The following is a 25,964-nucleotide window of genomic DNA, read 5'->3' on the forward strand; positions in this document are numbered from 1 at the left end:
TAGAAGACAATGGCAAGAGATCTTAAATTGACTCGTAATATTGGTATCGCTGCTCACATTGACGCAGGTAAGACTACTACTACAGAGCGTATCCTGTACTATACAGGTATGAGTCATAAAATTGGAGAGGTTCATGATGGCGCTGCTACTATGGACTGGATGGAACAAGAGCAAGAAAGAGGCATTACAATTACTTCTGCTGCTACCACTGTTTTCTGGAAATATAAAGAAAAAGAATATCACATCAATATCATTGATACTCCTGGTCACGTGGACTTTACCGTAGAGGTAAACAGATCGTTGAGAGTATTGGATGGTTTGGTTTTCTTGTTTAGTGCGGTTGATGGTGTTGAGCCTCAGTCTGAAACTAACTGGAGATTGGCTGATAACTATAAAGTAGCCCGTTTAGGATTTGTCAATAAAATGGACAGATCTGGTGCTGACTTTTTGAAAGTTTGTGCTCAGGTGAAAGAAAGATTAGGAACTAAAGCAGTTCCGTTTCAGTTGCCAATCGGTGCTGAAGATACGTTCAAAGGAGTGGTCGATCTTGTAGAAAGAAAAGCCATGATCTGGAACGAAGAAGATATGGGTATGACTTTCGAGGAAATCGAAATCCCTGCCGATATGGTTGATGATGTGGATCAATATAGAGAAGAGTTATTGGAAGCTGTAGCTGAATATGATGAGTCTCTAATGGAGAAATATTTCGAAGACCCTAATTCTATTACAAAAGAAGAGATCATTGCTGCTTCTAGGCAAGCAACAATCAACTTGGATTTTGTACCAATGTTCTGTGGTTCTGCCTTTAAAAACAAAGGAGTTCAGACCATGTTGGATTATGTGATGGAATTGCTTCCATCTCCAATGGACAGAGAAGGTATCGAAGGCATCAATCCTGATACCGAAGAGCCAACGGTGAGAAAACCATCTGCAAGTGAGCCATTTGCAGCGCTAGCGTTTAAAATCGCAACAGACCCATTTGTAGGTCGCTTGTGTTTTGCTAGAGCATATTCTGGTACATTAGAGTCAGGTTCTTATGTGTGGAACACAAGAACAGATAAGAAAGAACGTATTTCTCGTATCTTCCAGATGCATGCTAACAAGCAGAATCAAATCGATCAATTCCATGCGGGTGATATTGCTGCTGTAGTTGGATTCAAAGACATTAAGACAGGAGATACACTTTGTGATGAAAAACACAAAATTGTACTTGAGTCAATGGTCTTTCCTGATCCAGTAATTGGATACGCAATTGAGCCTAAAACTCAGGCAGATTCTGATAAGCTAGGTATGGCGATAGCTAAGTTGGTAGAAGAAGATCCTACACTTGTAGTGAACACTGATCATGAAACTGGTCAGACGATCCTGCGAGGAATGGGAGAACTTCACTTGGACATCATCATCGATCGTTTGAAAAGAGAATTCAAAGTGGAAATCAACCAAGGAGCTCCTGAGGTAGCATATAAAGAGGCTATCCAGTCTTTGGTAGATCACAAAGAAGTATACAAAAAGCAGTCAGGTGGTAAAGGTAAATTTGCTGATATCGTATTCGAACTATCTCCAGTAGACGAAGATTTCGAAAAGACTGGTTTGCAGTTTGATAATAAGATTGTAGGTGGAGTGATTCCAAAAGAATTTATTCCTGCGATTGAGAAAGGATTTGCTTCGGCTATGAATAATGGACCACTTGCTGGATATCCTTTAGATAGCATGAAGGTGAAACTATATCACGGTTCATTCCATGATGTCGATTCAGATGCACTCTCGTTTGAGTTGGCAGCTAGAATGGGTTTCAAAGAAGCAGCTAAGAAAGCTAATCCAGTATTGTTAGAGCCGATTATGGCTGTTGAAATAGTTACTCCAGATGAGTACACAGGTTCTGTGACTGGCGATATGAACAGACGTAGAGGATTGATGAAAGGAATGGACGTGAAAGGAAATTCTCAAGTAGTGAAGGCTGATGTGCCATTGTCTGAGTTGTTTGGTTATATCACTGACCTTAGAACAATGACTTCAGGTAGAGCCACAGCTTCATTGACGTTCTCACATTATGATGCTGTTCCGAAGAACATTGCAGATGCAGTTATTAAAAAGGTAAAAGGAGAGTCCGTTTAAATCATATTGATTATGAATCAGAAAATTAGAATTAAGCTAAAATCTTACGACCATAATTTGGTAGACAAGTCTTCTGAGAAGATCGTAAGAGCAGTAAAGTCTACTGGAGCTGTAGTAAGCGGACCAATTCCACTTCCTACCGTAAAAGAAAAATTTACTGTATTGAAGTCACCCCACGTAAACAAGAAAGCTCGTGAGCAGTTCCAGCTATGTACATACAAGAGATTGGTAGATATCTTCTCTAATAGTGCAAAGACTGTAGATGCTTTAATGAAACTTGAATTACCAAGTGGAGTAGATGTAGAGATTAAAGTCTGATCTTAAGACTTTGAAAATATGAGAACCACGTGTGAGCGTGGTTCTTTTTTTGTGCCTTACGGAATTGTTACTATTTTGTTTAGGAATTGTTTGACTGCAATTTAATATTTGCTATCTTTGCACTCCTTTTCCGAGTAAGTGGACGAAAAGGCGATAATTATTAAAGAAATTTAATACTGAAATGTCAGGTATAATAGGAAAAAAAATTGGGATGACTAGCATCTTTGGTGCCGATGGACGAAATGTCGCATGCACATTGATTGAAGCTGGTCCTTGCGTGGTAACGCAAGTTAAGAACGAAGAGACTGACGGGTATACGGCAGTACAGCTCGGTTACGGCGAACGTAAAGAGAAGCGTACTACTAAAGCCTTGAAAGGTCATTTCGCGAAAGCGAAAACTACTCCTAAGCAGCACTTAATTGAGTTCAGGGATTTCCGAGTGGAGTTTGAAGGAGGTGTAGAATTGGGACAGCAATTGAGCGTTGCAGATGTTTTCCAAGTAGAAGATTTTGTGGATGTAATAGCCACTTCAAAAGGTAAAGGTTTTCAAGGTGTAGTAAAGAGACATGGCTTCGGCGGTGTAGGACAAGCTACTCACGGTCAGCACAACAGACTAAGAGCACCAGGATCTATTGGCGGAGCTTCATACCCTGCGAGAGTATTTAAGGGAATGAGAATGGCCGGCAGAACTGGTAATGACAGAGTCAAAGTGACTAACCTTCAAGTGTTGAAGATTATTCCTGAGAAGAATCTGATATTAGTAAGTGGTTCTGTACCAGGACCTAAAAATGGAACTGTAATTCTAGAGAAATAGTCATGAAAGTATCCGTAGTAAATAAAAACGGTGAGGATACCGGGAGAAAAGTTGATTTGGCTAAGGACGTTTTTGGCATTGAGCCAAACGATCATGCTATCTATTTAGATGTGAAGCAATTCTTAGCTAATCAGAGACAAGGTACTCACAAGTCGAAAGAAAGAGCAGAAATTGCTGGATCGACTAGGAAAATAAAGAAACAAAAAGGTACTGGTACCGCTCGTGCGGGAAGTATCAAATCGCCTTTGTTCAGAGGTGGAGGAAGAGTGTTTGGCCCAGAGCCAAGAGACTATTCTTTCAAGCTAAACAAGAAATTGAAAGCTTTGGCTAGAAAATCAGCATTGACTTATAAAGCAACTAACAAGAGCATTTCAGTTTTGGAAGATTTTAGCTTCGAAGCACCAAAGACTAAGGAATACAAAAACTTGTTGTCTAGCCTTGCATTGAATGGTAAGAAGACACTCCTAGTATTGGGAGAAGACAGCAAGAACATTGTGTTGTCGTCTAACAACCTTCAGAAAACCAAAGTAACTACTGCAGAGCAGATCAATACTTATGATCTACTAAACGCAGATAACTTGATACTTTGTGAAGGTTCAATTGAAAAGATTCAGAACTTATTAACTAAATAAGAAGATGAGTATACTAAGAAAACCACTAGTTACCGAGAAAGTATCTGCGCTTAATGAAAGTGGAAAATATGGCTTTATAGTAGATAAAGATGCTAATAAAGTCGAAATCAAAAAGGCAGTAGAAAAAACTTACGGAGTAACGGTTGAGCGAGTAAACACAATGGTTTACCAAGGTAATGCAAAAACCAAGTACACTAAATCGAAAGTAGTTTCTGGAAGAACTAATTCTTTTAAGAAAGCAATCGTGCAAGTGGCCGAAGGAGATATAATTGATTTTTACGGAGGAGTATAAATAGTTAGAAAATGGCTGTAAGAAAATTAAAACCGATGACGCCGGGTACCAGATATAGGGTTGCACCTGTATTTGATGAGATCACTAGCTCTACTCCGGAAAAATCTTTGACCAAATCTGTTCATAGAAACGGTGGACGTAACAATACTGGTAAAATGACTATCAGGAATGTAGGCGGAGGTCACAAGAGAAAATATAGAGAAATAGACTTCAAGAGAGAAAAGTTTGGAATACCAGCTACTGTGAAGACTATTGAGTATGATCCGATGAGAACAGCAAGAATTGCCTTGGTGTTTTATGCAGACGGAGAAAAAAGATACATCATCGCTCCAGCTGGAGTGAAAGTTGGAGATACATTGTTGTCAGGCCCTGGTATTGCGCCAGAGGTAGGTAATACTTTGTTGTTGTCTGAGATTCCTTTAGGTACCATCATCCACAACGTGGAAGTTGAAGCCTGGTAAAGGAGCTGCAATGGCGAGAAGCGCTGGCGCTTATGTCCAATTGATGGCAAGAGATGGTAAATATGCAACAGTGAAATTGCCATCTGGAGAAATGAGATTGGTGCTTGTTACTTGTTTAGCTACTATCGGAACCGTGTCTAATGCTGATCACATGAATGTGAGATTAGGTAAAGCAGGTCGAAATAGATGGTTGGGAAGAAGACCTAGAGTAAGAGGTGTAGCAATGAACCCTGTCGATCACCCAATGGGTGGTGGTGAAGGTAAGTCATCAGGAGGTCATCCAAGATCTCGTAATGGCATTTTTGCTAAAGGTCAAAAGACCAGAGCACCTAAGAAATATTCTAACAAGTTGATCATTGGTAAAAAGAAGAAATAAGCAATGGGAAGATCTTTAAAAAAAGGACCTTATATAGATTTCAGACTTGACAATAAAGTCGTAGCCATGAATGATTCAGGCAAGAAATCAGTGATCAAAACTTGGTCAAGAAGGTCGATGATATCTCCGGATTTCGTAGGACATACATTTGCAGTGCACAACGGAAATAAGTTTATCCCTGTGTTTGTAACTGAAAACATGGTTGGCCACAAGCTTGGCGAATTTTCTCCTACGAGAAATTTCAGAGGTCATATTAACAAAAAAGACAAAAGAAAATAATTAGCTGAACTATGGAAGCTGTAGCAAAACTAAAAAACGTACCTACCTCTCCTCGTAAGATGAGATTGGTTGCTGATTTGGTAAGAGGCCAAAGAGTAAACCATGCGTTAAACGTATTAAAGTTTGAGGCAAAGCAAGGTGCTGCTAGACTAGATAAATTACTATTATCTGCCATCTCTAACTGGGAAGCTAAAAACGAAGATGCCAAGCTTGAAGAAGCGGATCTATACGTGAAAGAAATTTTTGTAGATAGTGCAAGAATTTTGAAAAGGCTGAGACCTGCTCCGCAAGGACGAGCACACAGAATTAGAAAGAGATCTAATCATGTGACATTGGTTGTGGATAGTCACAACGCAGAGAGCGCAGAAAAGAATACTGAAACTTCAGAAAACAAATAACAATGGGACAGAAGGTAAACCCTACAGGACTAAGATTAGGAATTGTTAAAGGTTGGGATTCCAACTGGTACGGTGGCAAGACGTTTCCTGACAAATTGGTGGAAGACACCAAAATCAGAAAGTATATCAAAGCCAGAATTCCTAAAGGAGGTATTTCTAAAATTGTTGTAGAAAGAACGATTAAAAGAATCACTTTGACCATTCACACAGCAAGACCAGGTGTGGTAATTGGAAAAGGAGGATCTGAAGTTGATAAAATCAAAGAAGAACTGAAAGCATTTACTGGAAAGGATTTGCAGATCAATATCTTCGAGATCAAAAGACCTGAATTAGATGCTGCATTAGTGGGTGAGTCTATTGCTCAGCAGTTGAAAGCCAGAATCTCTTACAGACGAGCGATGAAGCAAGCGATTGCCTCTACTATGCGAGTAGGAGCAGAAGGAATCAAAATCAAAGTAGCTGGCCGACTAGGTGGTGCTGAGATGGCGAGAACTGAGCAGTATAAGGAAGGTAGAATTCCATTGCACACTTTGCGAGCTGATATTGATTATGCGATTTCTGAAGCGCATACTATCTATGGTAAGATCGGAATCAAAGTTTGGATTTTCAAAGGCGAAGTTTATGGAAAGAGAGATCTTTCTCCTAACATCGGCATGAGCAACCAAGGAACTGGTGGCGGTGGTAACCGTGGGCCAAGAGGTGGGAACGAAGGTCCTAGAAGAAAAAGAAGACAATAATCCCTCAGTTTAGAGGTACAAAATATTTAAGAGATGTTACAACCGAAAAGAACGAAGTTCAGGAAAAAACAAAAGGGTAGAGTAAAAGGACTTGCTCAGCGAGGACACACTTTAGCCTTCGGTACTTTTGGAATTAAGTCCCTAGAGCCAGGTTGGATTACTAGTCGTCAAATTGAGGCTGCCAGGATTGCCATGACCAGAGCTATGAAAAGGGAAGGTCAAGTTTGGATTAGAATATTTCCAGACAAGCCAGTGACTAAAAAGCCTGCTGAAGTAAGAATGGGTAAAGGTAAGGGTGCGCCAGAATATTGGGTAGCAGTCGTAAGACCTGGGACTATTTTGTTTGAAGCAGCTGGTGTGAGTAGAGAAGTGGCTCAGGAAGCTTTGAGGTTAGCGCAGCAAAAGTTGCCTAATAGAACAAAGTTCGTTGTTAGAAGAGATTTTCAAGCACAAGGGTAACCCCTTTAAATACAGGAAATTATGAATAATTCTGAAATCAAAGGCTTATCGCTTGATGAATTGAAAAGCAAGCTGACAGCTGAGAAAGAAAGTTTTGCAAAATTGAAATTTGCACACGCTATCACGCCGATCGAAAATCCAATGAGATTGAGAGAAGCTAAGAAATTGGTAGCAAGGTTAAACACTGAAATCAGGGCTAAACAAATCGCCCAACAATAAGTTAGTTCGAGATGGAAGCCAGAAATTTAAGAAAAGAGCGTGTCGGAAAAGTGGTTAGTGACAAAATGTCAAAAACAATCACTGTAGAGGTATTACGTAAAGTAAAGCACCCGATGTACGGAAAATTCATGATCAAGACAAAGAAATTTGCTGCTCATGATGAGAATAATGATTGCGGTATCGGTGATACAGTAAAAATCATGGAAACAAGACCTTTGTCTAAGAACAAAAGGTGGAGATTGGTTGAAATAATTGAAAGAGCTAAATAAGAGATGGTACAACAAGAATCAAGACTTAGTGTAGCGGACAACAGTGGTGCAAAAGAAGTGCTATGTATCCGCGTATTAGGAGGAACTGGCAAGAGATATGCTTCTGTTGGTGACAAAATTGTTGTAACTGTAAAATCAGCGATTTCATCTAGTAACCTGAAAAAGGGTACTGTTTCGAAAGCAGTTGTTGTTAGAACAAAGAAAGAAGTAAGACGGAAAGACGGTTCGTATATCAGGTTCGAAGATAATGCAGCAGTGTTGTTGTCTGAGAATGGTGAGCCAAGAGGAACTCGTATCTTCGGCCCTGTAGCTAGAGAACTGAGAGAAAAGCAGTTCATGAAAATTGTTTCGTTGGCTCCAGAGGTGCTGTAATTTTATCATAGCGTAGAAAAAGATTAGATCATGAAATTTCACATCAAAAAAGGAGATACCGTAAAAGTACTTTCAGGAAACTCGAAAGGAAAAACCGGAGCGGTACTTGAGATATTTCCAAGTAAATACAGAGCGATCGTAGAAGGATTGAATATGGTGACTAAGCACACCAAGCCATCTGCAGAGAGCCCTGAGGGAGGTATCAAAAAAGTTGAGGCTTCTATCCATATGAGCAATTTGATGCTCGTTGATGCTGCGACTGGCGAAGCTACTAGAGTAGGACGTAAGCTAGACGAAAACGGCAAATTGCAAAGATTTTCAAAGAAAACAGGGGAGGTAATCAATAATGGCTAATCCAAGATTAAAAGATATTTACGAGAAGGACGTAGTGCCTGCTCTAAAAGAAAAATTTCAGTACAAATCTGTAATGATGGTACCAAGACTAGAGAAGATTTCTGTCAACAAAGGTATTGGAGCAGCTGTATCGGACAAGAAATTGGTAGATGCTGGAGTTGACGAATTGACTCAGATCACTGGACAGAAAGCAGTACCAACATTGGCAAAGACTTCTATCTCTAACTTTAAGTTGAGAGAAGGAATGCCAATCGGAGCTAGAGTAACATTGAGAGGAGACAAGATGTACGAATTCTTAGATCGTTTAATGACTGTAGCGCTTCCTAGAGTTAGAGATTTTAGAGGGATCAAAGACAAAGGTTTTGATGGACGTGGAAATTACACTTTAGGTGTGAAGGAGCAAATCATCTTCCCTGAGATCAGTATCGATAAGATCAATAAGATTTCTGGAATGGACATCACATTTGTGACTACTGCTCAGACTGACGAAGAAAGTTATGAACTACTCAAGGCGTTTGGAATGCCTTTCGTAAAGAAAAATAATAATTGATATGGCAAGAGAAGCAATAAAAGCCAGAGAAAGAAAAAGAGAAAGATTGGTAGCTAAGTATGCCACTAAGAGAGCTGAATTAAAAGCTGCTGGTGACTACGAAGGTCTAGACAAACTTCCTCGAAACTCTTCTAAAGTTAGACTTCACAACAGATGTAAGTTGACTGGAAGGCCCAAAGGTTACATGAGAAAATTTGGAATTTCTAGAGTTACATTCAGAGAAATGGCTAGCGATGGAAAGATTCCAGGCGTGACTAAGTCAAGCTGGTAAAAAGAGTTTTTGAAAATATAAAATATTAACTAACTTTGCACCCCCGTAAAGAAATGGGGGAAAAAGTATACTGTAATGACAGATCCGATAGCAGATTATTTAACAAGATTGAGGAATGCCATCAAGGCAAATCATCGAATCGTAGAAGTGCCTGCCTCTAACATGAAGAAGGAGTTGACTAAGGTACTGAAAGACAAAGGGTTCATCAAGAATTTTAAATTCGATGAGGATGGTGTCCAGGGGAAAATCAGAATTGCATTGAAATACAATCCAGAGACGAAGGAGTCTGCGATTGTAAAATTAGAGCGGGTGAGTAAGCCAGGTCTAAGGAAATACGCAAAGTCTGACGCATTACCCAGGGTATTGAACGGTCTAGGAGTAGCTATATTATCTACATCCAAAGGCGTTATTACTGACAAAGAAGCCAGACAGCACAATGTGGGCGGCGAAGTATTGTGTTACGTTTATTAATTAGAATAAAATGTCAAGAATAGGAAAAAAGCCCATTGCTATACCATCAGGCGTTGAAGTAACTATCAACGGTGGATCGGTAACAGTAAAAGGAGCAAAAGGAACATTGGCTAGAGAAATCGATTCAGATTTTAAACTTGCTATCGAGGATGGTGTACTGACCGTACAGAGACCAACTGAACAAAAAAGACATAAAGCGCTTCACGGCTTGTACCGTTCTTTGTTGAACAACATGGTAGAAGGCGTGAGTGATGGATTTAAGAAGCAATTGGAACTTGTAGGTGTAGGTTATAAAGCTGCTATGCAAGGTCAAATTCTTGAATTGAATCTAGGGTATTCACACAACATCTTTATGGAGATTCCTAAAGAGGTAAGTGTAAGTGCTGAAACACAAAAAGGTAAAAACCCAATCGTATCATTGGAGTCTGCGGACAAAGAATTGATAGGAGAGGTTTGTGCTAAAATCAGATCGCTACGTAAAGTAGAACCTTACAAAGGAAAAGGTATCAGATTTGTTGGTGAAATTATTAGAAGAAAAGCTGGTAAAACTGCTGCTAAATAATAAGAGACATGGCAATTACTAAAGAACAAAGAAGGCTAAGAATAAGAAGAGGTATCAGAAATAAGATTACTGGTACAGCCGAAAGACCAAGATTGTCTGTCTTTAAAAGCAACAAGTGCATATACGTTCAATTGATTGATGATGTAAACGGTCATACTTTGACGGCTACTTCATCTGCTGAAATCGGAAAGGCCAATGCTAATATTGAAATTTCTAAAGAAGTAGGCAAGAAGTTGGCTGAAAAGGCGGCAAGTAGTGGCGTCTCTTCTGTTGTATTTGATAGAGGTGGATACCCATATCATGGAAAAGTTAAAGCTTTAGCTGATGGTGCTAGAGAAGGAGGCCTTAAATTTTAATTGAGTTATGTCTAAGCAAAATATAAGAGCAATCAAAGCAAGCGAAATTGAACTACAAGAAAAAGTAGTTGCTATTAAGAGAGTTGCTAAAGTTGTTAAAGGTGGTAGAAGATTTAGTTTCTCTGCTATCGTAGTAGTAGGCGATGGAAACGGTGTGGTAGGATATGGATTGGGTAAAGCCAATGAAGTAACCGACTCAATCACTAAGGGAATCGACGATGCTAAGAAAAATCTGGTAAGAGTACCTGTGTTTAAAGGAACTGTTCCTCACGATGCCATTGGCAAATTTGGTGGTGGACACGTGTTGTTGAAGCCTGCAGCTGCGGGTACTGGTGTAATAGCTGGTGGTGCTATGCGTGCAGTGTTGGAAAGTGCTGGAGTACATGATGTACTAGCTAAATCTAAAGGTTCTTCGAACCCACATAATGTGGTAAAGGCTACTTTCGATGCATTGAGCCAAATGAGAGATCCTTATGCTGTTGCTCGTCAAAGAGGAGTCGAATTGTCAAAAGTTTTTAACGGATAAGAAGATGGCTAAGGTAGTAATTACACAAAAAAGAAGTGTCATAAAAAGACCTAACGATCAGAAGCTAACGATCAAAGCTTTAGGATTGGGTAGAATCAACAGATCTGTTGAGAAAGAGTTGACGCCACAAATTGCAGGTATGATCAGAAAAATTGGTCATTTAGTATCTGTTGAGAATAAATAATTTTAGAACTATTCTGAAATCATAGAAAGATGAAATTAAATACACTACAGCCTGCAGAAGGATCTATAAAATCTGACAAGAGAATTGGTAGAGGTCAAGGATCTGGAAGAGGTGGGACGTCTACAAGAGGTCACAATGGTGCTAAATCTAGATCAGGTTATTCAAGAAAAGGTGGTTTTGAAGGCGGTCAAATGCCTTTATACAGACGTGTGCCTAAGTTTGGATTTACTAGCCCTAACAGAGTAGAGACGAAGCCTATCAATCTAGATACGCTACAAGCGTTGGCTGATAAAACAAAAGCAGCTACTATTACCATCGAAACTTTGATGGAAAATGGTCTGGCAGGCAAAAACGATATAGTTAAAGTATTGGGTAGAGGAGAGCTTTCAGCTAAGTTGGACGTTACAGTTCATCACTTCTCTAAAACAGCTATCGCTGCCATTGAAAAGGCAGGGGGCAAAGCTACAGCATTGTAATCTATGAAGAAGTTTTTTAGTACCATACGGAACATATTTACTATAGAAGATCTAAGGGTTAGAATCCTCAATACAGTTGGTTTTTTAATCATCTTTAGACTGGGTTCTTTTGTTGTTCTTCCTGGTATCGATCCTTCTAAATTAGACGACAACGTATCAGGGATATTAGGTATACTTGACACCATGCTAGGGGGCGCATTTAGTAATGCGTCTATCTTTGGCTTAGGTATTATGCCATATATTTCTGCATCTATTGTAATCCAGTTATTAACAATGGCTGTTCCTTATTTTCAGAAATTACAGAAAGAAGGAGACAGCGGTAGAAAGAAAATTAATCAAATCACTAGAGTGCTGACTATTGCGATCACATTCGCTCAAGGCAGTGCTTATTTGGCAGGAGCTATTCCTGCAGATGCGATTGTTTTAGAAAATAAATTTTTATTCACACTTTCTTCATTGACAATCCTTACGGCAGGTACCATCTTCTGTATGTGGTTGGGAGAGAGAATTACTGATAAAGGAATAGGAAATGGTATCTCCATGTTGATCATGATTGGTATTATTTCAAGATTCCCAGGTAGTTTAATGCAGGAAGCTGTGACTAGAGGAATGAGTGAAGCGCTATTCTTCTTGCTTGAAGTGTTAGGATTGTTCTTTGTCGTGATGGCAGTAGTCTTACTTACACAGGCAGTCAGAAGAATTCCAGTACAATATGCCAAACAAGTAGTAGGCAATAAAGTATATGGAGGACAGCGTCAATACATTCCTTTGAAAGTAAACTCAGCTGGTGTAATGCCTATTATTTTCGCGCAGTCATTGATGTTTTTACCATCTATGGTGGGGGGATACTTTGCTGAGACAAGCGATGTAGCGCAATATGTTGCAACTACATTTTCAAACTTCCAGTCTTGGGAGTATAACTTGACTTTCGCAACGATGATCATGTTGTTTACTTTCTTTTACACAGCCATCTCGGTTAATCCTAACCAGATTGCTGATGACATGAAGAGAAACGGAGGTTTTATCCCTGGTGTTAAACCAGGTAAAGCAACTTCCGAGTTTATTGATACAGTATTGACACGAGTAACATTCCCAGGATCATTATTCTTGGCTGTAGTCGCTATCATGCCAGCATTTGCACAGATGGCTGGTGTCAATTCAAACTTTGCTCAGTTTTTTGGAGGCACCTCACTACTTATCATGGTAGGTGTGATATTGGATACACTTCAGCAAATTGAAAGCTATTTATTAATGAGACACTACGAGGGCATGATGAAGTCTGGTAAATTGAAGGGTAGATCTCAAAATATAGCAGTAGCATAATCTAAATTAAGAATGGCAAAACAAGCTTCTATAGAGCAAGACGGTACAATCAAAGAGGCATTGTCTAACGCAATGTTCCGAGTTGAATTGGAAAATGGACACGAAGTTATTGCACATATCTCAGGTAAGATGAGAATGCATTACATTAAAATCTTACCAGGGGATAAAGTGAAGATGGAAATGTCTCCTTATGACTTGTCTAAAGGAAGAATAGTTTATCGCTATAAATAAGAATCGCTGATATGTCTCGATTTTGTCGAGATGTGTAGGTTTAAAATTAAATAGAAATGAAAGTTAAAGCATCCGTAAAAAAGAGGAGTGCCGACTGCAAAGTCATCCGCAGAAACGGTAAAGTTTACGTAATCAACAAGAAGAACCCTAGGTTCAAGCAAAGACAAGGATAATTATGGCTAGAATTGCAGGAGTAGATATTCCAGGAAACAAAAGAGGTGAGATTGCACTTACTTATATTTTTGGTTTGGGCCGTAGCTCAGCACAAAAAATATTGTCTGAAGCAGGCATAGACTGGAGCAAAAAAGTTGATGAATGGAGTGATGATGAAGCGGGTGCAGTAAGAACGCTTATCAGTGAAAACTTCAAAGTTGAAGGTGTACTTAAATCAGAAGTTCAGATGAACATCAAGCGTTTGCTTGATATTGGATGTTACAGAGGATTGAGACACAGAAAAGGTCTTCCAGTTAGAGGTCAGCATACCAAAAATAACGCTAGAACTAGAAAAGGAAAGAGAAAGACTGTTGCCAACAAAAAGAAGGCTACTAAATAATAATTGACGATGGCACAAAAAAGAAAAGATAAAGGAAGAAAAAGAGTTGTAGTAGTTGAGCCAATAGGCCAAGTACACATCAAAGCTTCGTTTAACAACATCATTATTTCAATGACCAACCTTACTGGTCAGGTAGTATCTTGGGCATCTGCAGGTAAAATGGGATTCAAGGGTTCTAAAAAGAACACACCTTATGCAGCTCAGGTTGCAGCTCAGGATTGCGCACAAGCGGCATACGATCAAGGGTTGAGAAAAGTAGAGGTTTTTGTAAAAGGACCGGGTGCGGGTAGAGAATCTGCCATTAGAACTATCCAAAATGTAGGAATCGAAGTGACGATGATCAAAGACGTTACACCGCTTCCTCACAACGGATGTCGACCACCTAAGAGAAGAAGAGTTTAATAATATTTTTGAATTAATATAAAATGGCAAGATATACCGGACCCAAGACGAAAATAGCTAGAAGGTTTAACGACCCTATCTTCGGCCCAGACAAGACTTTGCAAAAAAAGGCATATCCTCCGGGACAGCATGGCCGTGGTAGAAGAAGAAAACCTTCTGAATATGCCATCCAGCTTGCTGAAAAGCAAAAGGCGAAGTACACGTACGGGTTACTAGAGAAGCAATTCTCTAACTTGTTCGAAAAGGCTTCTAAAAAAGGTGGTATCACTGGTGAAGTGTTACTTCAGCTATTGGAATCAAGATTGGATAACGTAGTTTTCAGACTAGGTTTAGCACCTACAAGAAGCGCTGCTAGACAGCTTGTATTGCACAAGCATATCCTAGTCAATAGTGAGTTGGTAAACATACCTTCTTATTCTTTGAAAACTGGAGATTTGGTTGCTGTGAGAGAGAAGTCAAAATCACTTGAAGTGGTGACTGCAAGTTTGTCAAGAGGAGTAGTAAGCAAATATCCTTGGTTAGAATGGGATTCTAGCCAATTGACGGGAAAATTCGCCACTTTACCATCTAGGGAAGAAATTCCTGAAACAGTAAAAGAGCAATTGATCGTTGAATTGTACTCTAAATAATAAATTTCTATAAATTTTATATTAAAGAATTAACTATGTCAATACTAGCATTTCAAATGCCTGAAAAGGTGGTGATGGAGAAGGCTGATGACTTTCATGGCTTATTTACTTTCAAACCACTAGAGCAAGGCTACGGAGTTACCGTCGGTAATGCATTGAGAAGAATTTTATTGTCTTCACTAGAGGGATATGCCATTACAGGTATTAAAGTCCCTGGAGTATTGCATGAGTTTTCTACAATGGAAGGTATTGTAGAAGATTTGTCAGAAATCATTTTGAATCTCAAAATGGTGAGATTCAAAAAGATCGCTGATGTAGCTGAAAGCAAAATTGTTGTAAGCATATCAGGACAAAAAGAATTCAAAGGGAGTGATATAGGAGGTGCTACTTCAGCATTTGAGGTGCTAAATCCAGATCACGTGATCGCTCACTTAGACGAAAAAGTGAAGTTCGAAATAGAATTGACTATTGAAAAAGGTAGAGGCTATGTGACTGCAGAGGACAATAGACCAGGAGAGCAAATCTTCGGTTTTATTCCAATCGACGCCATCTTTACGCCTATCAAGAATGTGAAATATTCTGTAGAGAACACTAGGGTAGAGCAAAAAACTGACTATGAACAATTGATATTGGACATAGAAACAGATGGATCTATTCACCCAGAGAATGCTTTGAAAGGTGCCGCTAATATTTTGATACAGCACTTTATGTTATTCTCAGACCAGACTATGATCCTCGATACGCACGATGCGGGCGAGCCAGAGGCTGTAGATGAGGAATTACTACACATGAGAAAGTTGCTCAAGACTAATCTAAATGATCTTGATCTTTCAGTAAGAGCTTACAACTGTTTGAAAGCTGCTGATGTAAGGTCACTAGGAGACCTAGTAAGATTAGAGATTTCTGACATGATGAAGTTCAGAAACTTCGGTAAGAAATCTTTGGCAGAATTAGAGCAATTGGTAGCAGACAAGAACCTTACTTTTGGCATGGATTTGTCAAAGTATAAATTAGACGAAGAGTAAAATGAGACACGGGAAGAAATTTAATCATTTGAGCAGAACAGCATCGCATAGAAATGCAATGTTGTCCAATATGGCTTCTTCTTTGATTTTGCATAAAAGAATTACTACTACTGTAGCTAAAGCTAAAGCTTTGAGAAAGTATGTAGAGCCTTTGATCACTAGAGCCAAGGACGATACTACTCACTCTAGAAGAGTTGCTTTTTCTTACTTGCAAAACAAAGAATCTGTAACTACCCTATTCGGTGAGGTAGCTGAGAAAGTAGCTAGCAGACCGGGAGGATACACTAGAATTTTGAAAACTGGTGCTAGACTAGGTGATAACGCAGAAATGTGTATCATGGAGTTGGTAGACTACAATGAGTTGATGTTGAAAGATGCGGCTCCAGCTAAAGCTAAGACTAGAAGAAGCAGAAGAGGTAAAGGTGGAAGTGATTCTGCTGCACCTGCTGTAGAAGTTACTGAGGCTGTAGTGGTAGAAGAAACACCAGCAGCTGAGGCTACCGAAGAAGTGAAAGCAGAAGCTGCTGACGCTCCTGAAGTTGAGGCGAAAGAAGAAGATTCTGCTGACGATTCTAAGAAAGAAGACAAAGAATAAGTGAATAAAAGTTCATAAGATATATAAGCCATCTCGATAAGTTTCGGGATGGCTTTTTTTATGTCTAAAATTTATTAAAATTTGCGGTGATTTTAGCCCACAGTTTGCACCAAACGAATTATGAAAATACAAGAAAAGAAGAAGGCTTATTTATTACTGGCAGACGGCCAATGGTTTGAAGGAACATCGATTGGAAGTGAAGGCACGAGTGGCGGAGAGATCTGCTTTAACACGGGCATGACTGGTTATCAAGAAGTGTATACCGATCCATCTTATTATGGTCAAATCGTAGTTAATACCAATTCTCACATTGGGAACTATGGTGCCGTAGATAGAGAGCAAGAGTCTGATGGACCAAAAATCAAAGGATTAGTTATCAACGACTTTTCCTACATACATAGTAGATTCGAAGCTGATAGCTCACTCGATGAGTACCTTAAAAAATATAATATTGTTGGTATAGCTGACTTGGATACTAGAAAATTAGTGAAGAGTATCAGAAGCCAAGGAGCAATGAATGCCATTATTTCGTCAGAGTTTGCTGAAGTTGAAAAACTCAAAGCAGAGTTAGACCTGGTGCCAAGTATGGATCATCTAGAATTGTCCTCTAAAGTAACGACGAGCCAACCTTATATATTAGAAGCCAAAAACGCACATAGTAAAGTGGCGGTTTTGGATATTGGAGTTAAAAAGTCAATTTTAACTAATTTGACTGACAGAGGGGTAGAGTGTAAGGTGTTTCCAGCAAAGACCACTTTTGAGGAGCTGAAAGCTTACAATCCAGACGGCTACTTTATTTCAAATGGCCCTGGTGATCCTGCTAGTATGGAATATGCGGTAGAGACAGTAAAGAAAATATTGGAAGAAAATAGACCTGTATTTGGCATCTGTTTAGGACATCAAATTTTGGCTTTGGCCAACGGTGTGAAAACTTTTAAAATGCATCATGGGCATAGAGGGTTGAACCATCCAGTCAAAAACTTAATTACTGGTTTGAGTGAAGTAACTTCGCAGAACCATGGATTTGCTGTAGATAGAGAATCTGTAGAGAATTCTGAAACATTAGAACTGACACACATTAACTTGAATGATAACACAGTAGCTGGTATACGTGTGAAGGGAAAACCTGCCTTTTCAGTGCAGCACCACCCTGAAGCTTCTCCGGGGCCACACGATTCTAGATATTTATTCGATGACTTCATTCAATTAATTAATAAACACAAGAAAAAATGAGTTTGATAGAAAGTGTATTTGCTAGACAAATACTTGATTCAAGAGGAAACCCAACCATTGAGGTAGATGTAGTTACTGAAAGTGGCGTATTGGGTAGAGCGGCAGTTCCATCAGGAGCTTCTACGGGCGTAAACGAAGCTGTGGAATTAAGAGACGGCGACAAAAGCAAATACTTAGGTAAAGGAGTATTGAAAGCAGTGGACAATGTAAACGACATCATTCAAGAAGAATTGATCGGGTTGTCTGTGTTTGATCAAAGGTATATCGATCAGTTGATGATTAAATTGGATGGTACTGACACCAAATCTAAATTGGGAGCTAATGCCATCTTGGGCGTGTCTTTGGCTGTAGCTAGAGCTGCTGCTGAAGAGCTTGGCTTGCCACTATTCAGATACATCGGTGGTACTAACGCCCACACTTTGCCTGTGCCTATGATGAACATCATCAACGGTGGATCTCACTCTGATGCGACTATCGCATTCCAAGAGTTTATGATCAGACCTGTCGGCGCGGAGACTTTCTCTCAAGCGATGCAAATGGGGGCTGAGACTTTCCATGCGTTGGCTAAAATATTGAAAGCAAAAGGGTTGAGTACTGCAGTAGGTGACGAAGGAGGATTTGCTCCAGCTTTCACTGGGGGTACTGAAGAAGCTTTGGAGAGCGTATTGGATGCGATCAAAGCGGCTGGTTACAAGCCAGGGTCTGATATCACGATTGGTTTGGATTGTGCCTCTTCTGAATTCTTCGTTGATGGCAAATATGATTATGCTAAGTTCGAAGGACCTAACGGTAAAGTTAGAGACATGAATGAGCAAGTAGAGTATTTGGCTGAATTGGTAGAGAAATATCCAATTGACTCAATCGAAGACGGTTGTGCCGAAGAGGATTGGGCTGCTTGGGCTGCTTTGACTGCCAAAATCGGCGACAAGTGTCAGCTGGTAGGTGACGATCTATTCGTGACCAACGTGAAATTCTTGCAAAGAGGAATCGAAGAAAAATCTGCTAACTCTATCTTGATCAAAGTAAACCAAATCGGTACTTTGTCTGAGACTTTGGATGCGATCGAAATGGCGCACAAAGCAGGCTTCACAGCTGTGATCTCTCACAGATCAGGTGAGACTGAGGATTCTACTATTGCGGACATTGCAGTGGCAACTAACGCAGGTCAGATCAAAACAGGATCATTGTCTAGGTCAGACAGAATGGCTAAGTACAACCAATTGTTGAGAATCGAAGAAGAGCTAGGCGAAACGGCACGTTTTCCACAGGCTAAATAATACTCATCCGAACCCGTTCGGAAATCATTAAAAACCGCAGGGAATTATCCTTGCGGTTTTTGTTTGCCCTTTCTCTTAAATAACTGTTTGCTCTTTTCCAAAAATGAAGACCGGCCTGCTTGTAGAAAATTACAAACCACTTGAGCTAATTCGGGAGTCCTCAGGTAGCCAAACGACTTGTGTGCATTCTCTGTTACCCAATGTTTGTAATCGTTTTCTACGTGTGATTCTACAGGCTTCACACCCTTGGAGTTGGGTAGGTAGTAGTCTCCAAGATTGTAGAAGACGGCCAAGTTATCGTCATCATCTAGAAAGTCATACCAAGCATCCACACATTCTGGTGTAGGAGGGAAAGCCTCTTCTTCAAACGGAAGGTTGTGGTCTTTCATGATGTTTTCTCTGATCAGCGGTAAACCAAGGGGAGAGCCCATAGAGATCAAGGTGACACCATCAATTTTGTCTCCTAGTATATGGAGTACATCATAGGCGATAATCGACCCCATAGAATGCGCTAAAATCAGAATGTTTTTGTCTTTATGCTTAAGTAGAAAATCAATCATTCGAGACCTGATTTGCGCTTTTACAGGTTTGCTCGCCATTTGTTGATCCATGGGAATCTTTTCATTGAAATAGATGTCTAAGTCACGAAAGCCAGTTTTAACAATGAAGTTGAACGGCTTACGGAAATTATTCAAACCTATTTTACTCAAAAAAATTACCTCTTTCACATATTGTCCACTGTGCTTGACCCGCTGCCAAAAAGTGACAGGCTGTGTTCGCTTTATTTTGTCTCTAGATAAATAAGGGTCTTCAATAAAGAGGGGGTGATTTGGATCTTTCTCTTTAGAATTGAGTGGAATTTTATAGAGAATGTCTGCCCAATAGATCATTTTAAAATCAAAGGTAGTGGGCGAGTCCTTTAGGTCTCTCAGTCCTTCTTTTATGGCACTATGCCACCAGCGTTTCAGTTGATGTGCAGGTGGTTTGTTACTCAAACCATGGATACCTAGTATCAAGGTGCGACGCTTTCTTTTGAAAACTTTTTTAAGCATAGCAAATCTAATCTTAGGAGCTAAAAATAACTATAAGTAGCTAAGCCACCATATATGTTATTGGATTTGTAGGAATCGATTTTTTTATAAACTTGAATGTGTTATCCCAGTCTAATAAATAGAAATACTAAAGTAGCAGGTGTAAAAAAAGCCAGCATATTTTGTGCTGGCTTTTTGTCGGATTTAATGAACGTTTTTTTTAAACGCTAGCTTTTTCTATCCAGCCCTGTACGTCTTCCAATGCTGGGTTTTTCACGTCTTTGAGCTTTAGTTTTTTACGAGTGCCACATACGTCGTTGAAGAGTTTGCTGTCCTTGGCTTCTGCAAATTGCTCCTTGGTGAGCATACCTAGCTTTTGAAGAATCTGAATCAAATCCTTGGCTACTCCTAGGTCTTCGTACTGAGACTCGGTCAGGGCTTGTACTTTGCGCTCTGGCTTCATCTGAGGGAAGAACAACACATCTTGGATAGACTTGGAGTTGGTCATCATCATAGACAGACGATCGATACCCACACCTAGACCCGCCGTAGGCGGCATGCCATATTCCAGTGCTCTCAAGAAGTCTTCGTCGAGCACCATGGCCTCGTCGTCGCCTCTTTTGCCCAATTCTAGCTGTTCTTCGAACCTCTTGCGTTGGTCGATAGGATCGTTCAGTTCAGAGAAGGCATTACAGATTTCTTTGCCATTGGCGACAGCCTCAAATCTTTCTACCAACCCTGGCTTGGTTTTGTGCTTCTTAGCCAGTGGCGACATTTCTACTGGATATTCAGTAATGAAAGTAGGCTGGATTAGCTGGCCTTCGCACTTTTCTCCGAATATTTCGTCGATTAGTTTGGCCTTGCCCATTGATTTGTCTGTAGGGATATCTAGTTTTTTAGCCGTTTCTCTGAGTTCGTCTTCACCCATTTCTGAGATGTCGATTCCCGTGAAGTGCTCGATGGCTTCAAACATGGTGTATCGTTTCCAAGGGCGTTGGAAGTCGATCACGTTTTCGCCTACTTGTACTTTAGTAGTGCCATGTAGATCTATTGCTACTTTCTCTACCATGGCTTCGGTCAGTTCCATCATCCATTCGTAGTCTTTGTAGGCCACGTATAGTTCTACTTGTGTGAATTCTGGATTGTGGAAACGAGACATGCCTTCGTTTCTAAAATCTTTAGAAAATTCAAATACGCCGTCGTATCCACCTACGATGAGTCTTTTGAGGTACAATTCATTGGCTATACGCAAATACAGGGTCATGTCGAGCGTATTGTGGTGCGTTTTGAAAGGGCGAGCGGCAGCTCCACCATATAGCGGCTGAAGGATTGGCGTCTCTACTTCGAGATATCCTTTTTCGGCTAGGAAGTTTCTCATCGAATTCACCAATTGTGTTCTTTTGACGAAGGTCTCGCGTACTTCTGGATTTACAATCAGATCCACATAGCGCTGACGGTATCTCATTTCAGGGTCGGTGAAGGCATCATACGTTTTCATGTTGCCGTCTTCGTCTTTGGCTTCTTTCACTATGGGAAGCGGCTTCAGCGACTTCGTCAAGAGCGTCAGTTCATTTACATGAATAGAGATTTCTCCTACTTCTGTGGTGAATACATAGCCTTTGATGCCAATGATATCGCCAATGTCCATCATCTTTTTGAAGACTACATTGTAGTGGCTTTTGTCCTCACCAGAGCAAAGGTCATCACGTCTGAGGTAGATTTGGATTCTACCAGTGGAGTCTTGGAGTTCGGCAAACGAGGCCGATCCCATGATTCTACGGCTCATTAGTCGCCCTGCGATTGAAATAGCCTTATAGTCTGTCTTCTGTTTTTCGTAGTTCTCGTGAATATCTTTGGTAGTCACGTTTACCTCGAAGGTATCAGATGGATAAGGGTCAATGCCAGATTGGATCAGTTGTTCTCTGATTTGGCGTCTGTTAATTTCCTGTTCGCTTAGAATCATTTTGCAATTATTTAGAAGCCCTGTCAGCCGACAGGCGGGCGCAAAATTAAATCAAAATCAACGATTGGTGAAGGAATGGCATGGGATGTTTTAAGGTCACATTATTAATTTTGTCACTTTACTTTCCCTCTGGGGGGACTCTTATAAATTACAAATGGGATTGGAGGCCTTCAAATCAAAATTCATTAATATTATAAAACGAACAAAAACATCAGACCCATGAGAAAAATAGATCAGCTGCTTTCAGAATATGGCGAGAGTCATCAAAACCCTACCAACAAATTGATCCATTGGATCTGTGTGCCGGCTATTTTTTGGAGTATTGTCGGATTGTTTTGGTCTATACCTAGCGGCTTTTTGGTATCTGCTTTCCCGAATGTGGCGAGCCCATTTTTGAATTGGGCTACAATCGTTTTGGTGGCTGTGCTACTGTATTATTTCACGCTGTCCTTTTGGCTCTTTGTGGGAATGGCCATTGCAGTGATGGGCTTTTTGTACCTTACGCTTTTTGTAGAGCAGCTAGGAGTGGCGCCTGTGTGGCAAGTCAGCCTCGTGGTGTTTGTAGTAGCTTGGGTAGGACAATTCTATGGGCATAATGTGGAAGGGAAAAAACCATCCTTCATCAAAGACGTTCAGTTTCTGCTGGTAGGACCCGCTTGGCTCATGCACTTCATTTACATAAAAATAGGCATTCCTTATTAAATCGGTACAGCTATTCCTCAAAACTTTTCATCTGAAAATATGCCCAAATACATCGCTTTGCTTCGCGGGATCAACGTGAGCGGTCAAAAAATCATTAAAATGGATGCGCTTCGCACCTCACTTGCCAAGCTCGACTATGGGCATATCCAAGCTTACATTCAGAGTGGGAATGTGATTTTTGAGTCTGTGTGTATGGATCAAGTACAGCTACAGGACGAAATCCACCAAAACATATTAGACACTTTTGGTTTTGATGTACCCGTATTGGTGAGGTCGCAGCAGGAATGGAAACAGGCTTTCGAAAACAATCCTTTCATCAACGAGCGACAAGAAGCCATTGAAAAGTGCTATGTGACCTTGCTGTCGCAAGAACCTGATGAGGGAAATATGGAGGCATTGAAAAGTTTTCACAAAGGCCCAGAGGAATTCATCAAAGAAGGCTTGAACTTATATCTGCTATACCCGAATGGCGCTGGCCGGTCCAAGCTCGATCACAATGCCATTGAGCGGAAGCTCAAAGTAGCCGCCACGACTCGCAACTGGAAAACGATGACTAAGCTGATGCAGATGGTGATTGGTTAGTTGCTGAGTGCTCTCGTGTCGTTATTCTTTGCCCGTCCATTCTACTAATGCAATTTCAGCTTTGATACCCCAAGCATCGAAATGCTCTAGCCAAAAGAGCTGTTTTTCTGATAAGTGATCATTAGGAGATTTTACTTCATAGAAGGCGTAGTCTTTGTCTTTCCAGACGAATAAATCAGGGAAGCCTGTCGATCTATTTTTTGGGTCTATAGCGATGGTAGCGAGCAGGGCTTTAATCTGTTTCAACTGTGCGAATGCCAAAAACTGCCACATGCCTGCTATCATGTCTTCATTCCAATACACGAATGGATTGGCCACGCCATCGTGTGTCTGAATACTGCGATTGAGAATGGCTCGTAGTTGCGCTTTGCTTTTGGTACTGCTAAGTTTTGCTTCTATCGCCTCCTTACGTTTAGTGTAGAAGTCCTTGCCGTAGATGTCCGATGGTGAGCGCTGTAGTGGCTGGTGCAGACTGTTGTATTGTGGGTCGAATATCTCCTCCCAAAAGAACAGCCCAAATATATTTCTGCAGATGGTATTTTCGCTGTGATAGCCTGAGTAGCCTTGTGATTCGAAATAGGCTAAGACGCCTTGCTCGACTTGCTGTACGTAGCTGTAATCTACCAGAATCATCAGTCCTTCTTTCTGGCGAATGGTGGTTGTCTTTAGTTTTTTGTCGAGTTTATTTATCACGTCTTGCGCGATGTAGTATTCTTTATTGTCGTTCGGGTGATTGAGGATTTCTTGCGCAGTATTCAATGATAAGTCAAAGGCCTTTTGCTTGTTGTAGATTCTGATTCTGCGTTCTCGCATTGGAGAGGCAGTGGTCAGGTGGTAGAGGGTGAGTGCCTCGTCGTAGTGCTTGTGTTTTTCTAGGTGGTAGCCCACTTTGTGTATCAGTTTCTCTGTTTGTGGTCTGGCTTTGTCAAGTGCTAAAAAGTATTTGATTTCGATCTGAGCGAACCATTCATAGATGGCTAATGGTGTCAATGCTTCTTCGAGCAGGTAATATTCCTTGTGGAGCTGAGAGAGGTGCATGATCGCTTCGGCTTCTTCGCGTGAGTCGAATGAGCTGCCTAGTTGCGTTTCATCTACAGTTAGGAATTTGACATGGCCAATATCCCGAACTACAAAATCCGACATGTCGCCATGGTTGTGACCAAAGAAAAAGAGTTTGATCATATCCAGCTCCACCTGACCACCTTGGGCGATGATGTCGTCCGTGTAGAATGTGTCGTAGAGCTGATTTCCATCTACAATTTCTAGCAGAGTCAGAATCAACTCATCCTTTTTTAACCTTTTGTCTATAGACAAATCCAGTGGTTTGATGCGTTGGACGATCTCGGGCTTGTTATAGCTATTGATCAGTTGAAAACACTCGTCTATTTCTAGTGCGGTTTTCTTAACTATAAATCGACGATCGAGCAGGTCTAAATGGGCAATGCCTATATCTTTGATTTCTGGATAGTTCAATTTTTCCTTTCGGAAAAACTGTCCTTTTCGATTGCTAATTCTCACGTAGAGGCACTGACTGTCTTCCGACAAAGCCATGAAGTCGTGGATAAACAGCAGCTCAGTGTCAGACAACAACGGCTTGTATTTATCCAAAACAAATTGGAGGACGTATTTGAAGTTGTCGAGATAATATTTTTCAGGTAATATGATTTTGTCCTGATCGGCCATTGGAGGCAAAAATAGAAGCAAGTAGTACCTTTTATTGTTATCCTTCGTTTTATTTGATACTCAAATCCATGAAATGATCAATTATTATCACATCTTGGGCGTATCGCCGAATGCTACGGCTGTCGAGATCAAATCGGCATATAAGTCGAAGGCGCTGAGTTTTCATCCAGACAAGCACAATGGTGATAAAAATATGGAAGAGCTTTTTAAGCAAGTCAACGAAGCTTATCAAATCCTCTCTAATCCATATAAAAGATCTAATCATGACATGATGCTTCGCTATGGAGAGCTACCTCCAAGTAGCCCTTCGCCAACCTATCAGCAGTATAATAGACCACGGCGACCACCTCAAGCCCGGAAGTTTTATCGTCCCCAAGTGAGCAATTTCAGAGCAACTGCCTATGCTTTTCTCATCGCTTTTAGCATTGCCTTGATCATGAAAACGGCTATGTATATTTCTAATGAATATCAGGCGAAGGAAAGAGCGGAGTTGCTGGCTGCTCGCCGCTTATTGTTTGACCAAGTGAAGGCTGCTCATGATCAAGGAAACTTAGGAAAGAGTCTTCATCTTTTGGGAGATATGGGCTATTTTTTAGCAGAAGAGGGCGAAATGCAAGCTTATAAAGAGTCGTTGATTGTAGAGATCAAGGATAAGGCAGATCAATTGTTTGAAGCAGGGGCGTATGAGCAAGCTATTGCTCACTATGATTTGTTAAAAGACTTTGCTGTGAGTAACTCTATTACGTATCTAAAGAAAATGGCAGCGGCCTATCAAGGTATGGGAGAAGTAGGAAAGGCTTTAGAAGTTTTTCAGTTGATGCACCTATACGGCTATCGAACGACGAGTTTTTATTTGGAAATGGGGCAGCTGTACGAAGACGGGATCAAAGACTTAGAGATGGCACTCAACTATTATAAAATAGGGGCAGAGATGGCCTCGTCTGAATATGAAGTGACTATCGGTAAGGCTTACCCCATCGTGATCAGTGCCAGCATGGTGCCAGCGGTACATTATCATATCTACATGAAAGTAGCACAAGCCCATCTCAATTTAGAACAATATCAGGAGGCTGTGGATGCCGTATCTTGGACCAAAGATATATGGCCAGATAGCTTGATCCAATTTCAAGTTGAAGCCTTGGCCTATCATGGACTAGGACAAAAAACGGAGATGAAGCAGGCAGTTGCTCGGGCAAAACAAATAGATCCCAACTTCTCTATCGACCGTTGATCAAAACAATTTT

At 40.6% G+C, this 25,964-nt stretch carries 37 protein-coding genes and 1 pseudogene; 35 read left to right on the top strand and 3 right to left on the bottom strand.

The window, feature by feature from the left end; all coding sequences use genetic code 11:
• The first annotated feature begins 9 nt into the window (after positions 1 to 9).
• The 32 genes and pseudogenes from fusA (at position 10) to eno (ending at position 18,759) form a co-directional block, all read left to right on the top strand.
• Positions 10 to 2,115, top strand: a complete 2,106-nt coding sequence (gene fusA, locus N7E81_RS08590; protein WP_263052881.1) for an elongation factor G — start codon at positions 10 to 12, stop codon at positions 2,113 to 2,115.
• Between the two features lie 12 nt (positions 2,116 to 2,127).
• Entirely contained in the window at positions 2,128 to 2,433 is a 306-nt protein-coding gene (rpsJ, locus tag N7E81_RS08595) for a 30S ribosomal protein S10 (protein WP_084373615.1), read from the top strand.
• A gap of 181 nt (positions 2,434 to 2,614) precedes the next feature.
• Positions 2,615 to 3,247 (top strand): 50S ribosomal protein L3, encoded by a 633-nt coding sequence (gene rplC / locus N7E81_RS08600; RefSeq protein ID WP_263052882.1) that lies wholly within the window; start codon positions 2,615 to 2,617, stop codon positions 3,245 to 3,247.
• A gap of 2 nt (positions 3,248 to 3,249) precedes the next feature.
• A complete protein-coding gene (rplD, locus tag N7E81_RS08605; protein WP_263052883.1) occupies positions 3,250 to 3,879 on the top strand; it encodes a 50S ribosomal protein L4 in 630 nt (209 codons plus the stop codon).
• Between the two features lie 4 nt (positions 3,880 to 3,883).
• Positions 3,884 to 4,171, top strand: a complete 288-nt coding sequence (rplW, locus tag N7E81_RS08610) for a 50S ribosomal protein L23 (protein WP_263052884.1) — start codon at positions 3,884 to 3,886, stop codon at positions 4,169 to 4,171.
• 11 nt (positions 4,172 to 4,182) lie between these two features.
• A pseudogene (gene rplB / locus N7E81_RS19385) lies at positions 4,183 to 5,008 on the top strand (50S ribosomal protein L2).
• 3 nt (positions 5,009 to 5,011) lie between these two features.
• Positions 5,012 to 5,287 carry a 30S ribosomal protein S19 gene (gene rpsS, locus N7E81_RS08620; protein ID WP_263052885.1) on the top strand — a complete coding sequence of 92 codons (276 nt, stop codon included), beginning with the start codon at positions 5,012 to 5,014 and terminating at the stop codon, positions 5,285 to 5,287.
• 11 nt (positions 5,288 to 5,298) lie between these two features.
• Positions 5,299 to 5,685 carry a 50S ribosomal protein L22 gene (gene rplV / locus N7E81_RS08625; RefSeq protein WP_263052886.1) on the top strand — a complete coding sequence of 129 codons (387 nt, stop codon included), beginning with the start codon at positions 5,299 to 5,301 and terminating at the stop codon, positions 5,683 to 5,685.
• A gap of 2 nt (positions 5,686 to 5,687) precedes the next feature.
• On the top strand, positions 5,688 to 6,422 hold the full coding sequence (gene rpsC / locus N7E81_RS08630) for a 30S ribosomal protein S3 (protein ID WP_263052887.1): 735 nt from the start codon (positions 5,688 to 5,690) through the stop codon (positions 6,420 to 6,422).
• A 33-nt stretch (positions 6,423 to 6,455) separates the two neighbouring features.
• Positions 6,456 to 6,881 carry a 50S ribosomal protein L16 gene (gene rplP, locus N7E81_RS08635; RefSeq protein ID WP_263052888.1) on the top strand — a complete coding sequence of 142 codons (426 nt, stop codon included), beginning with the start codon at positions 6,456 to 6,458 and terminating at the stop codon, positions 6,879 to 6,881.
• A gap of 21 nt (positions 6,882 to 6,902) precedes the next feature.
• Positions 6,903 to 7,100 (top strand): 50S ribosomal protein L29, encoded by a 198-nt coding sequence (gene rpmC, locus N7E81_RS08640; protein WP_263052889.1) that lies wholly within the window; start codon positions 6,903 to 6,905, stop codon positions 7,098 to 7,100.
• An 11-nt stretch (positions 7,101 to 7,111) separates the two neighbouring features.
• Entirely contained in the window at positions 7,112 to 7,369 is a 258-nt protein-coding gene (gene rpsQ, locus N7E81_RS08645; RefSeq protein WP_084373624.1) for a 30S ribosomal protein S17, read from the top strand.
• A gap of 3 nt (positions 7,370 to 7,372) precedes the next feature.
• Positions 7,373 to 7,741, top strand: coding sequence for a 50S ribosomal protein L14 (gene rplN, locus N7E81_RS08650; RefSeq protein ID WP_263052890.1), 369 nt, complete (start codon positions 7,373 to 7,375; stop codon positions 7,739 to 7,741).
• Positions 7,742 to 7,771: 30 nt separating this feature from the next.
• Positions 7,772 to 8,095, top strand: coding sequence for a 50S ribosomal protein L24 (gene rplX / locus N7E81_RS08655; RefSeq protein WP_263052891.1), 324 nt, complete (start codon positions 7,772 to 7,774; stop codon positions 8,093 to 8,095).
• Positions 8,088 to 8,645, top strand: coding sequence for a 50S ribosomal protein L5 (gene rplE / locus N7E81_RS08660; RefSeq protein WP_263052892.1), 558 nt, complete (start codon positions 8,088 to 8,090; stop codon positions 8,643 to 8,645). The genes rplX and rplE overlap by 8 nt, the downstream gene beginning before the upstream one ends.
• A gap of 1 nt (position 8,646) precedes the next feature.
• Positions 8,647 to 8,916 carry a 30S ribosomal protein S14 gene (gene rpsN / locus N7E81_RS08665; RefSeq protein WP_263052893.1) on the top strand — a complete coding sequence of 90 codons (270 nt, stop codon included), beginning with the start codon at positions 8,647 to 8,649 and terminating at the stop codon, positions 8,914 to 8,916.
• A 75-nt stretch (positions 8,917 to 8,991) separates the two neighbouring features.
• Complete coding sequence (gene rpsH / locus N7E81_RS08670) at positions 8,992 to 9,387, top strand: 30S ribosomal protein S8 (RefSeq protein WP_263052894.1); 396 nt, start codon at positions 8,992 to 8,994, stop codon at positions 9,385 to 9,387.
• A 10-nt stretch (positions 9,388 to 9,397) separates the two neighbouring features.
• Complete coding sequence (gene rplF / locus N7E81_RS08675) at positions 9,398 to 9,949, top strand: 50S ribosomal protein L6 (protein WP_263052895.1); 552 nt, start codon at positions 9,398 to 9,400, stop codon at positions 9,947 to 9,949.
• 8 nt (positions 9,950 to 9,957) lie between these two features.
• Positions 9,958 to 10,305, top strand: coding sequence for a 50S ribosomal protein L18 (rplR, locus tag N7E81_RS08680; protein WP_263052896.1), 348 nt, complete (start codon positions 9,958 to 9,960; stop codon positions 10,303 to 10,305).
• Positions 10,306 to 10,312: 7 nt separating this feature from the next.
• Positions 10,313 to 10,831, top strand: coding sequence for a 30S ribosomal protein S5 (gene rpsE / locus N7E81_RS08685; protein WP_263052897.1), 519 nt, complete (start codon positions 10,313 to 10,315; stop codon positions 10,829 to 10,831).
• A gap of 4 nt (positions 10,832 to 10,835) precedes the next feature.
• Positions 10,836 to 11,015, top strand: coding sequence for a 50S ribosomal protein L30 (rpmD, locus tag N7E81_RS08690; RefSeq protein WP_263052898.1), 180 nt, complete (start codon positions 10,836 to 10,838; stop codon positions 11,013 to 11,015).
• A 29-nt stretch (positions 11,016 to 11,044) separates the two neighbouring features.
• Positions 11,045 to 11,491 (top strand): 50S ribosomal protein L15, encoded by a 447-nt coding sequence (rplO, locus tag N7E81_RS08695; protein ID WP_263052899.1) that lies wholly within the window; start codon positions 11,045 to 11,047, stop codon positions 11,489 to 11,491.
• A 3-nt stretch (positions 11,492 to 11,494) separates the two neighbouring features.
• Positions 11,495 to 12,814 (top strand): preprotein translocase subunit SecY, encoded by a 1,320-nt coding sequence (gene secY, locus N7E81_RS08700; RefSeq protein ID WP_263052900.1) that lies wholly within the window; start codon positions 11,495 to 11,497, stop codon positions 12,812 to 12,814.
• A gap of 12 nt (positions 12,815 to 12,826) precedes the next feature.
• Positions 12,827 to 13,045, top strand: a complete 219-nt coding sequence (gene infA / locus N7E81_RS08705) for a translation initiation factor IF-1 (RefSeq protein WP_073122829.1) — start codon at positions 12,827 to 12,829, stop codon at positions 13,043 to 13,045.
• Between the two features lie 56 nt (positions 13,046 to 13,101).
• Positions 13,102 to 13,218: a type B 50S ribosomal protein L36 gene (gene ykgO, locus N7E81_RS19390; protein WP_073122828.1), complete on the top strand. Its 117-nt coding sequence runs from the start codon at positions 13,102 to 13,104 to the stop codon at positions 13,216 to 13,218.
• Between the two features lie 2 nt (positions 13,219 to 13,220).
• Positions 13,221 to 13,598: a 30S ribosomal protein S13 gene (gene rpsM, locus N7E81_RS08715; RefSeq protein WP_263052901.1), complete on the top strand. Its 378-nt coding sequence runs from the start codon at positions 13,221 to 13,223 to the stop codon at positions 13,596 to 13,598.
• A gap of 9 nt (positions 13,599 to 13,607) precedes the next feature.
• Positions 13,608 to 14,000, top strand: coding sequence for a 30S ribosomal protein S11 (rpsK, locus tag N7E81_RS08720; protein WP_263052902.1), 393 nt, complete (start codon positions 13,608 to 13,610; stop codon positions 13,998 to 14,000).
• A gap of 23 nt (positions 14,001 to 14,023) precedes the next feature.
• Complete coding sequence (gene rpsD / locus N7E81_RS08725; RefSeq protein WP_263052903.1) at positions 14,024 to 14,629, top strand: 30S ribosomal protein S4; 606 nt, start codon at positions 14,024 to 14,026, stop codon at positions 14,627 to 14,629.
• A 35-nt stretch (positions 14,630 to 14,664) separates the two neighbouring features.
• Positions 14,665 to 15,654 (top strand): DNA-directed RNA polymerase subunit alpha, encoded by a 990-nt coding sequence (locus N7E81_RS08730; RefSeq protein ID WP_263052904.1) that lies wholly within the window; start codon positions 14,665 to 14,667, stop codon positions 15,652 to 15,654.
• A 1-nt stretch (position 15,655) separates the two neighbouring features.
• Complete coding sequence (rplQ, locus tag N7E81_RS08735; protein WP_263052905.1) at positions 15,656 to 16,249, top strand: 50S ribosomal protein L17; 594 nt, start codon at positions 15,656 to 15,658, stop codon at positions 16,247 to 16,249.
• Positions 16,250 to 16,369: 120 nt separating this feature from the next.
• Positions 16,370 to 17,482 carry a glutamine-hydrolyzing carbamoyl-phosphate synthase small subunit gene (gene carA / locus N7E81_RS08740; protein ID WP_263052906.1) on the top strand — a complete coding sequence of 371 codons (1,113 nt, stop codon included), beginning with the start codon at positions 16,370 to 16,372 and terminating at the stop codon, positions 17,480 to 17,482.
• Positions 17,479 to 18,759, top strand: coding sequence for a phosphopyruvate hydratase (gene eno, locus N7E81_RS08745; RefSeq protein WP_263052907.1), 1,281 nt, complete (start codon positions 17,479 to 17,481; stop codon positions 18,757 to 18,759). The genes carA and eno overlap by 4 nt, the downstream gene beginning before the upstream one ends.
• A gap of 44 nt (positions 18,760 to 18,803) precedes the next feature.
• On the opposite strand, the gene N7E81_RS08750 is transcribed toward eno, so the two are convergent.
• Positions 18,804 to 19,811: an alpha/beta hydrolase gene (locus tag N7E81_RS08750; protein WP_263052908.1), complete on the bottom strand. Its 1,008-nt coding sequence runs from the start codon at positions 19,809 to 19,811 to the stop codon at positions 18,804 to 18,806.
• Positions 19,812 to 20,010: 199 nt separating this feature from the next.
• Positions 20,011 to 21,753, bottom strand: coding sequence for a lysine--tRNA ligase (gene lysS, locus N7E81_RS08755; RefSeq protein ID WP_263052909.1), 1,743 nt, complete (start codon positions 21,751 to 21,753; stop codon positions 20,011 to 20,013).
• A 219-nt stretch (positions 21,754 to 21,972) separates the two neighbouring features.
• Between lysS and N7E81_RS08760 the strand changes: the two genes are divergently transcribed.
• Together N7E81_RS08760 and N7E81_RS08765 are read left to right on the top strand one after the other, a co-directional pair.
• The gene (locus tag N7E81_RS08760; protein WP_263052910.1) at positions 21,973 to 22,455 is read left to right on the top strand and encodes an Mpo1 family 2-hydroxy fatty acid dioxygenase; all 483 of its coding nucleotides are present in this window, start codon (positions 21,973 to 21,975) and stop codon (positions 22,453 to 22,455) included.
• Positions 22,456 to 22,494: 39 nt separating this feature from the next.
• Positions 22,495 to 23,037 carry a DUF1697 domain-containing protein gene (locus N7E81_RS08765; RefSeq protein WP_263052911.1) on the top strand — a complete coding sequence of 181 codons (543 nt, stop codon included), beginning with the start codon at positions 22,495 to 22,497 and terminating at the stop codon, positions 23,035 to 23,037.
• A 21-nt stretch (positions 23,038 to 23,058) separates the two neighbouring features.
• On the opposite strand, the gene N7E81_RS08770 is transcribed toward N7E81_RS08765, so the two are convergent.
• Positions 23,059 to 24,741: a VRR-NUC domain-containing protein gene (locus N7E81_RS08770; RefSeq protein WP_263052912.1), complete on the bottom strand. Its 1,683-nt coding sequence runs from the start codon at positions 24,739 to 24,741 to the stop codon at positions 23,059 to 23,061.
• A 52-nt stretch (positions 24,742 to 24,793) separates the two neighbouring features.
• Between N7E81_RS08770 and N7E81_RS08775 the strand changes: the two genes are divergently transcribed.
• Positions 24,794 to 25,951, top strand: coding sequence for a J domain-containing protein (locus tag N7E81_RS08775; protein WP_263052913.1), 1,158 nt, complete (start codon positions 24,794 to 24,796; stop codon positions 25,949 to 25,951).
• The last annotated feature ends 13 nt before the right edge of the window (positions 25,952 to 25,964 follow it).

The organism is Reichenbachiella carrageenanivorans, assembly GCF_025639805.1.
Classification (GTDB): domain Bacteria; phylum Bacteroidota; class Bacteroidia; order Cytophagales; family Cyclobacteriaceae; genus Reichenbachiella; species Reichenbachiella carrageenanivorans.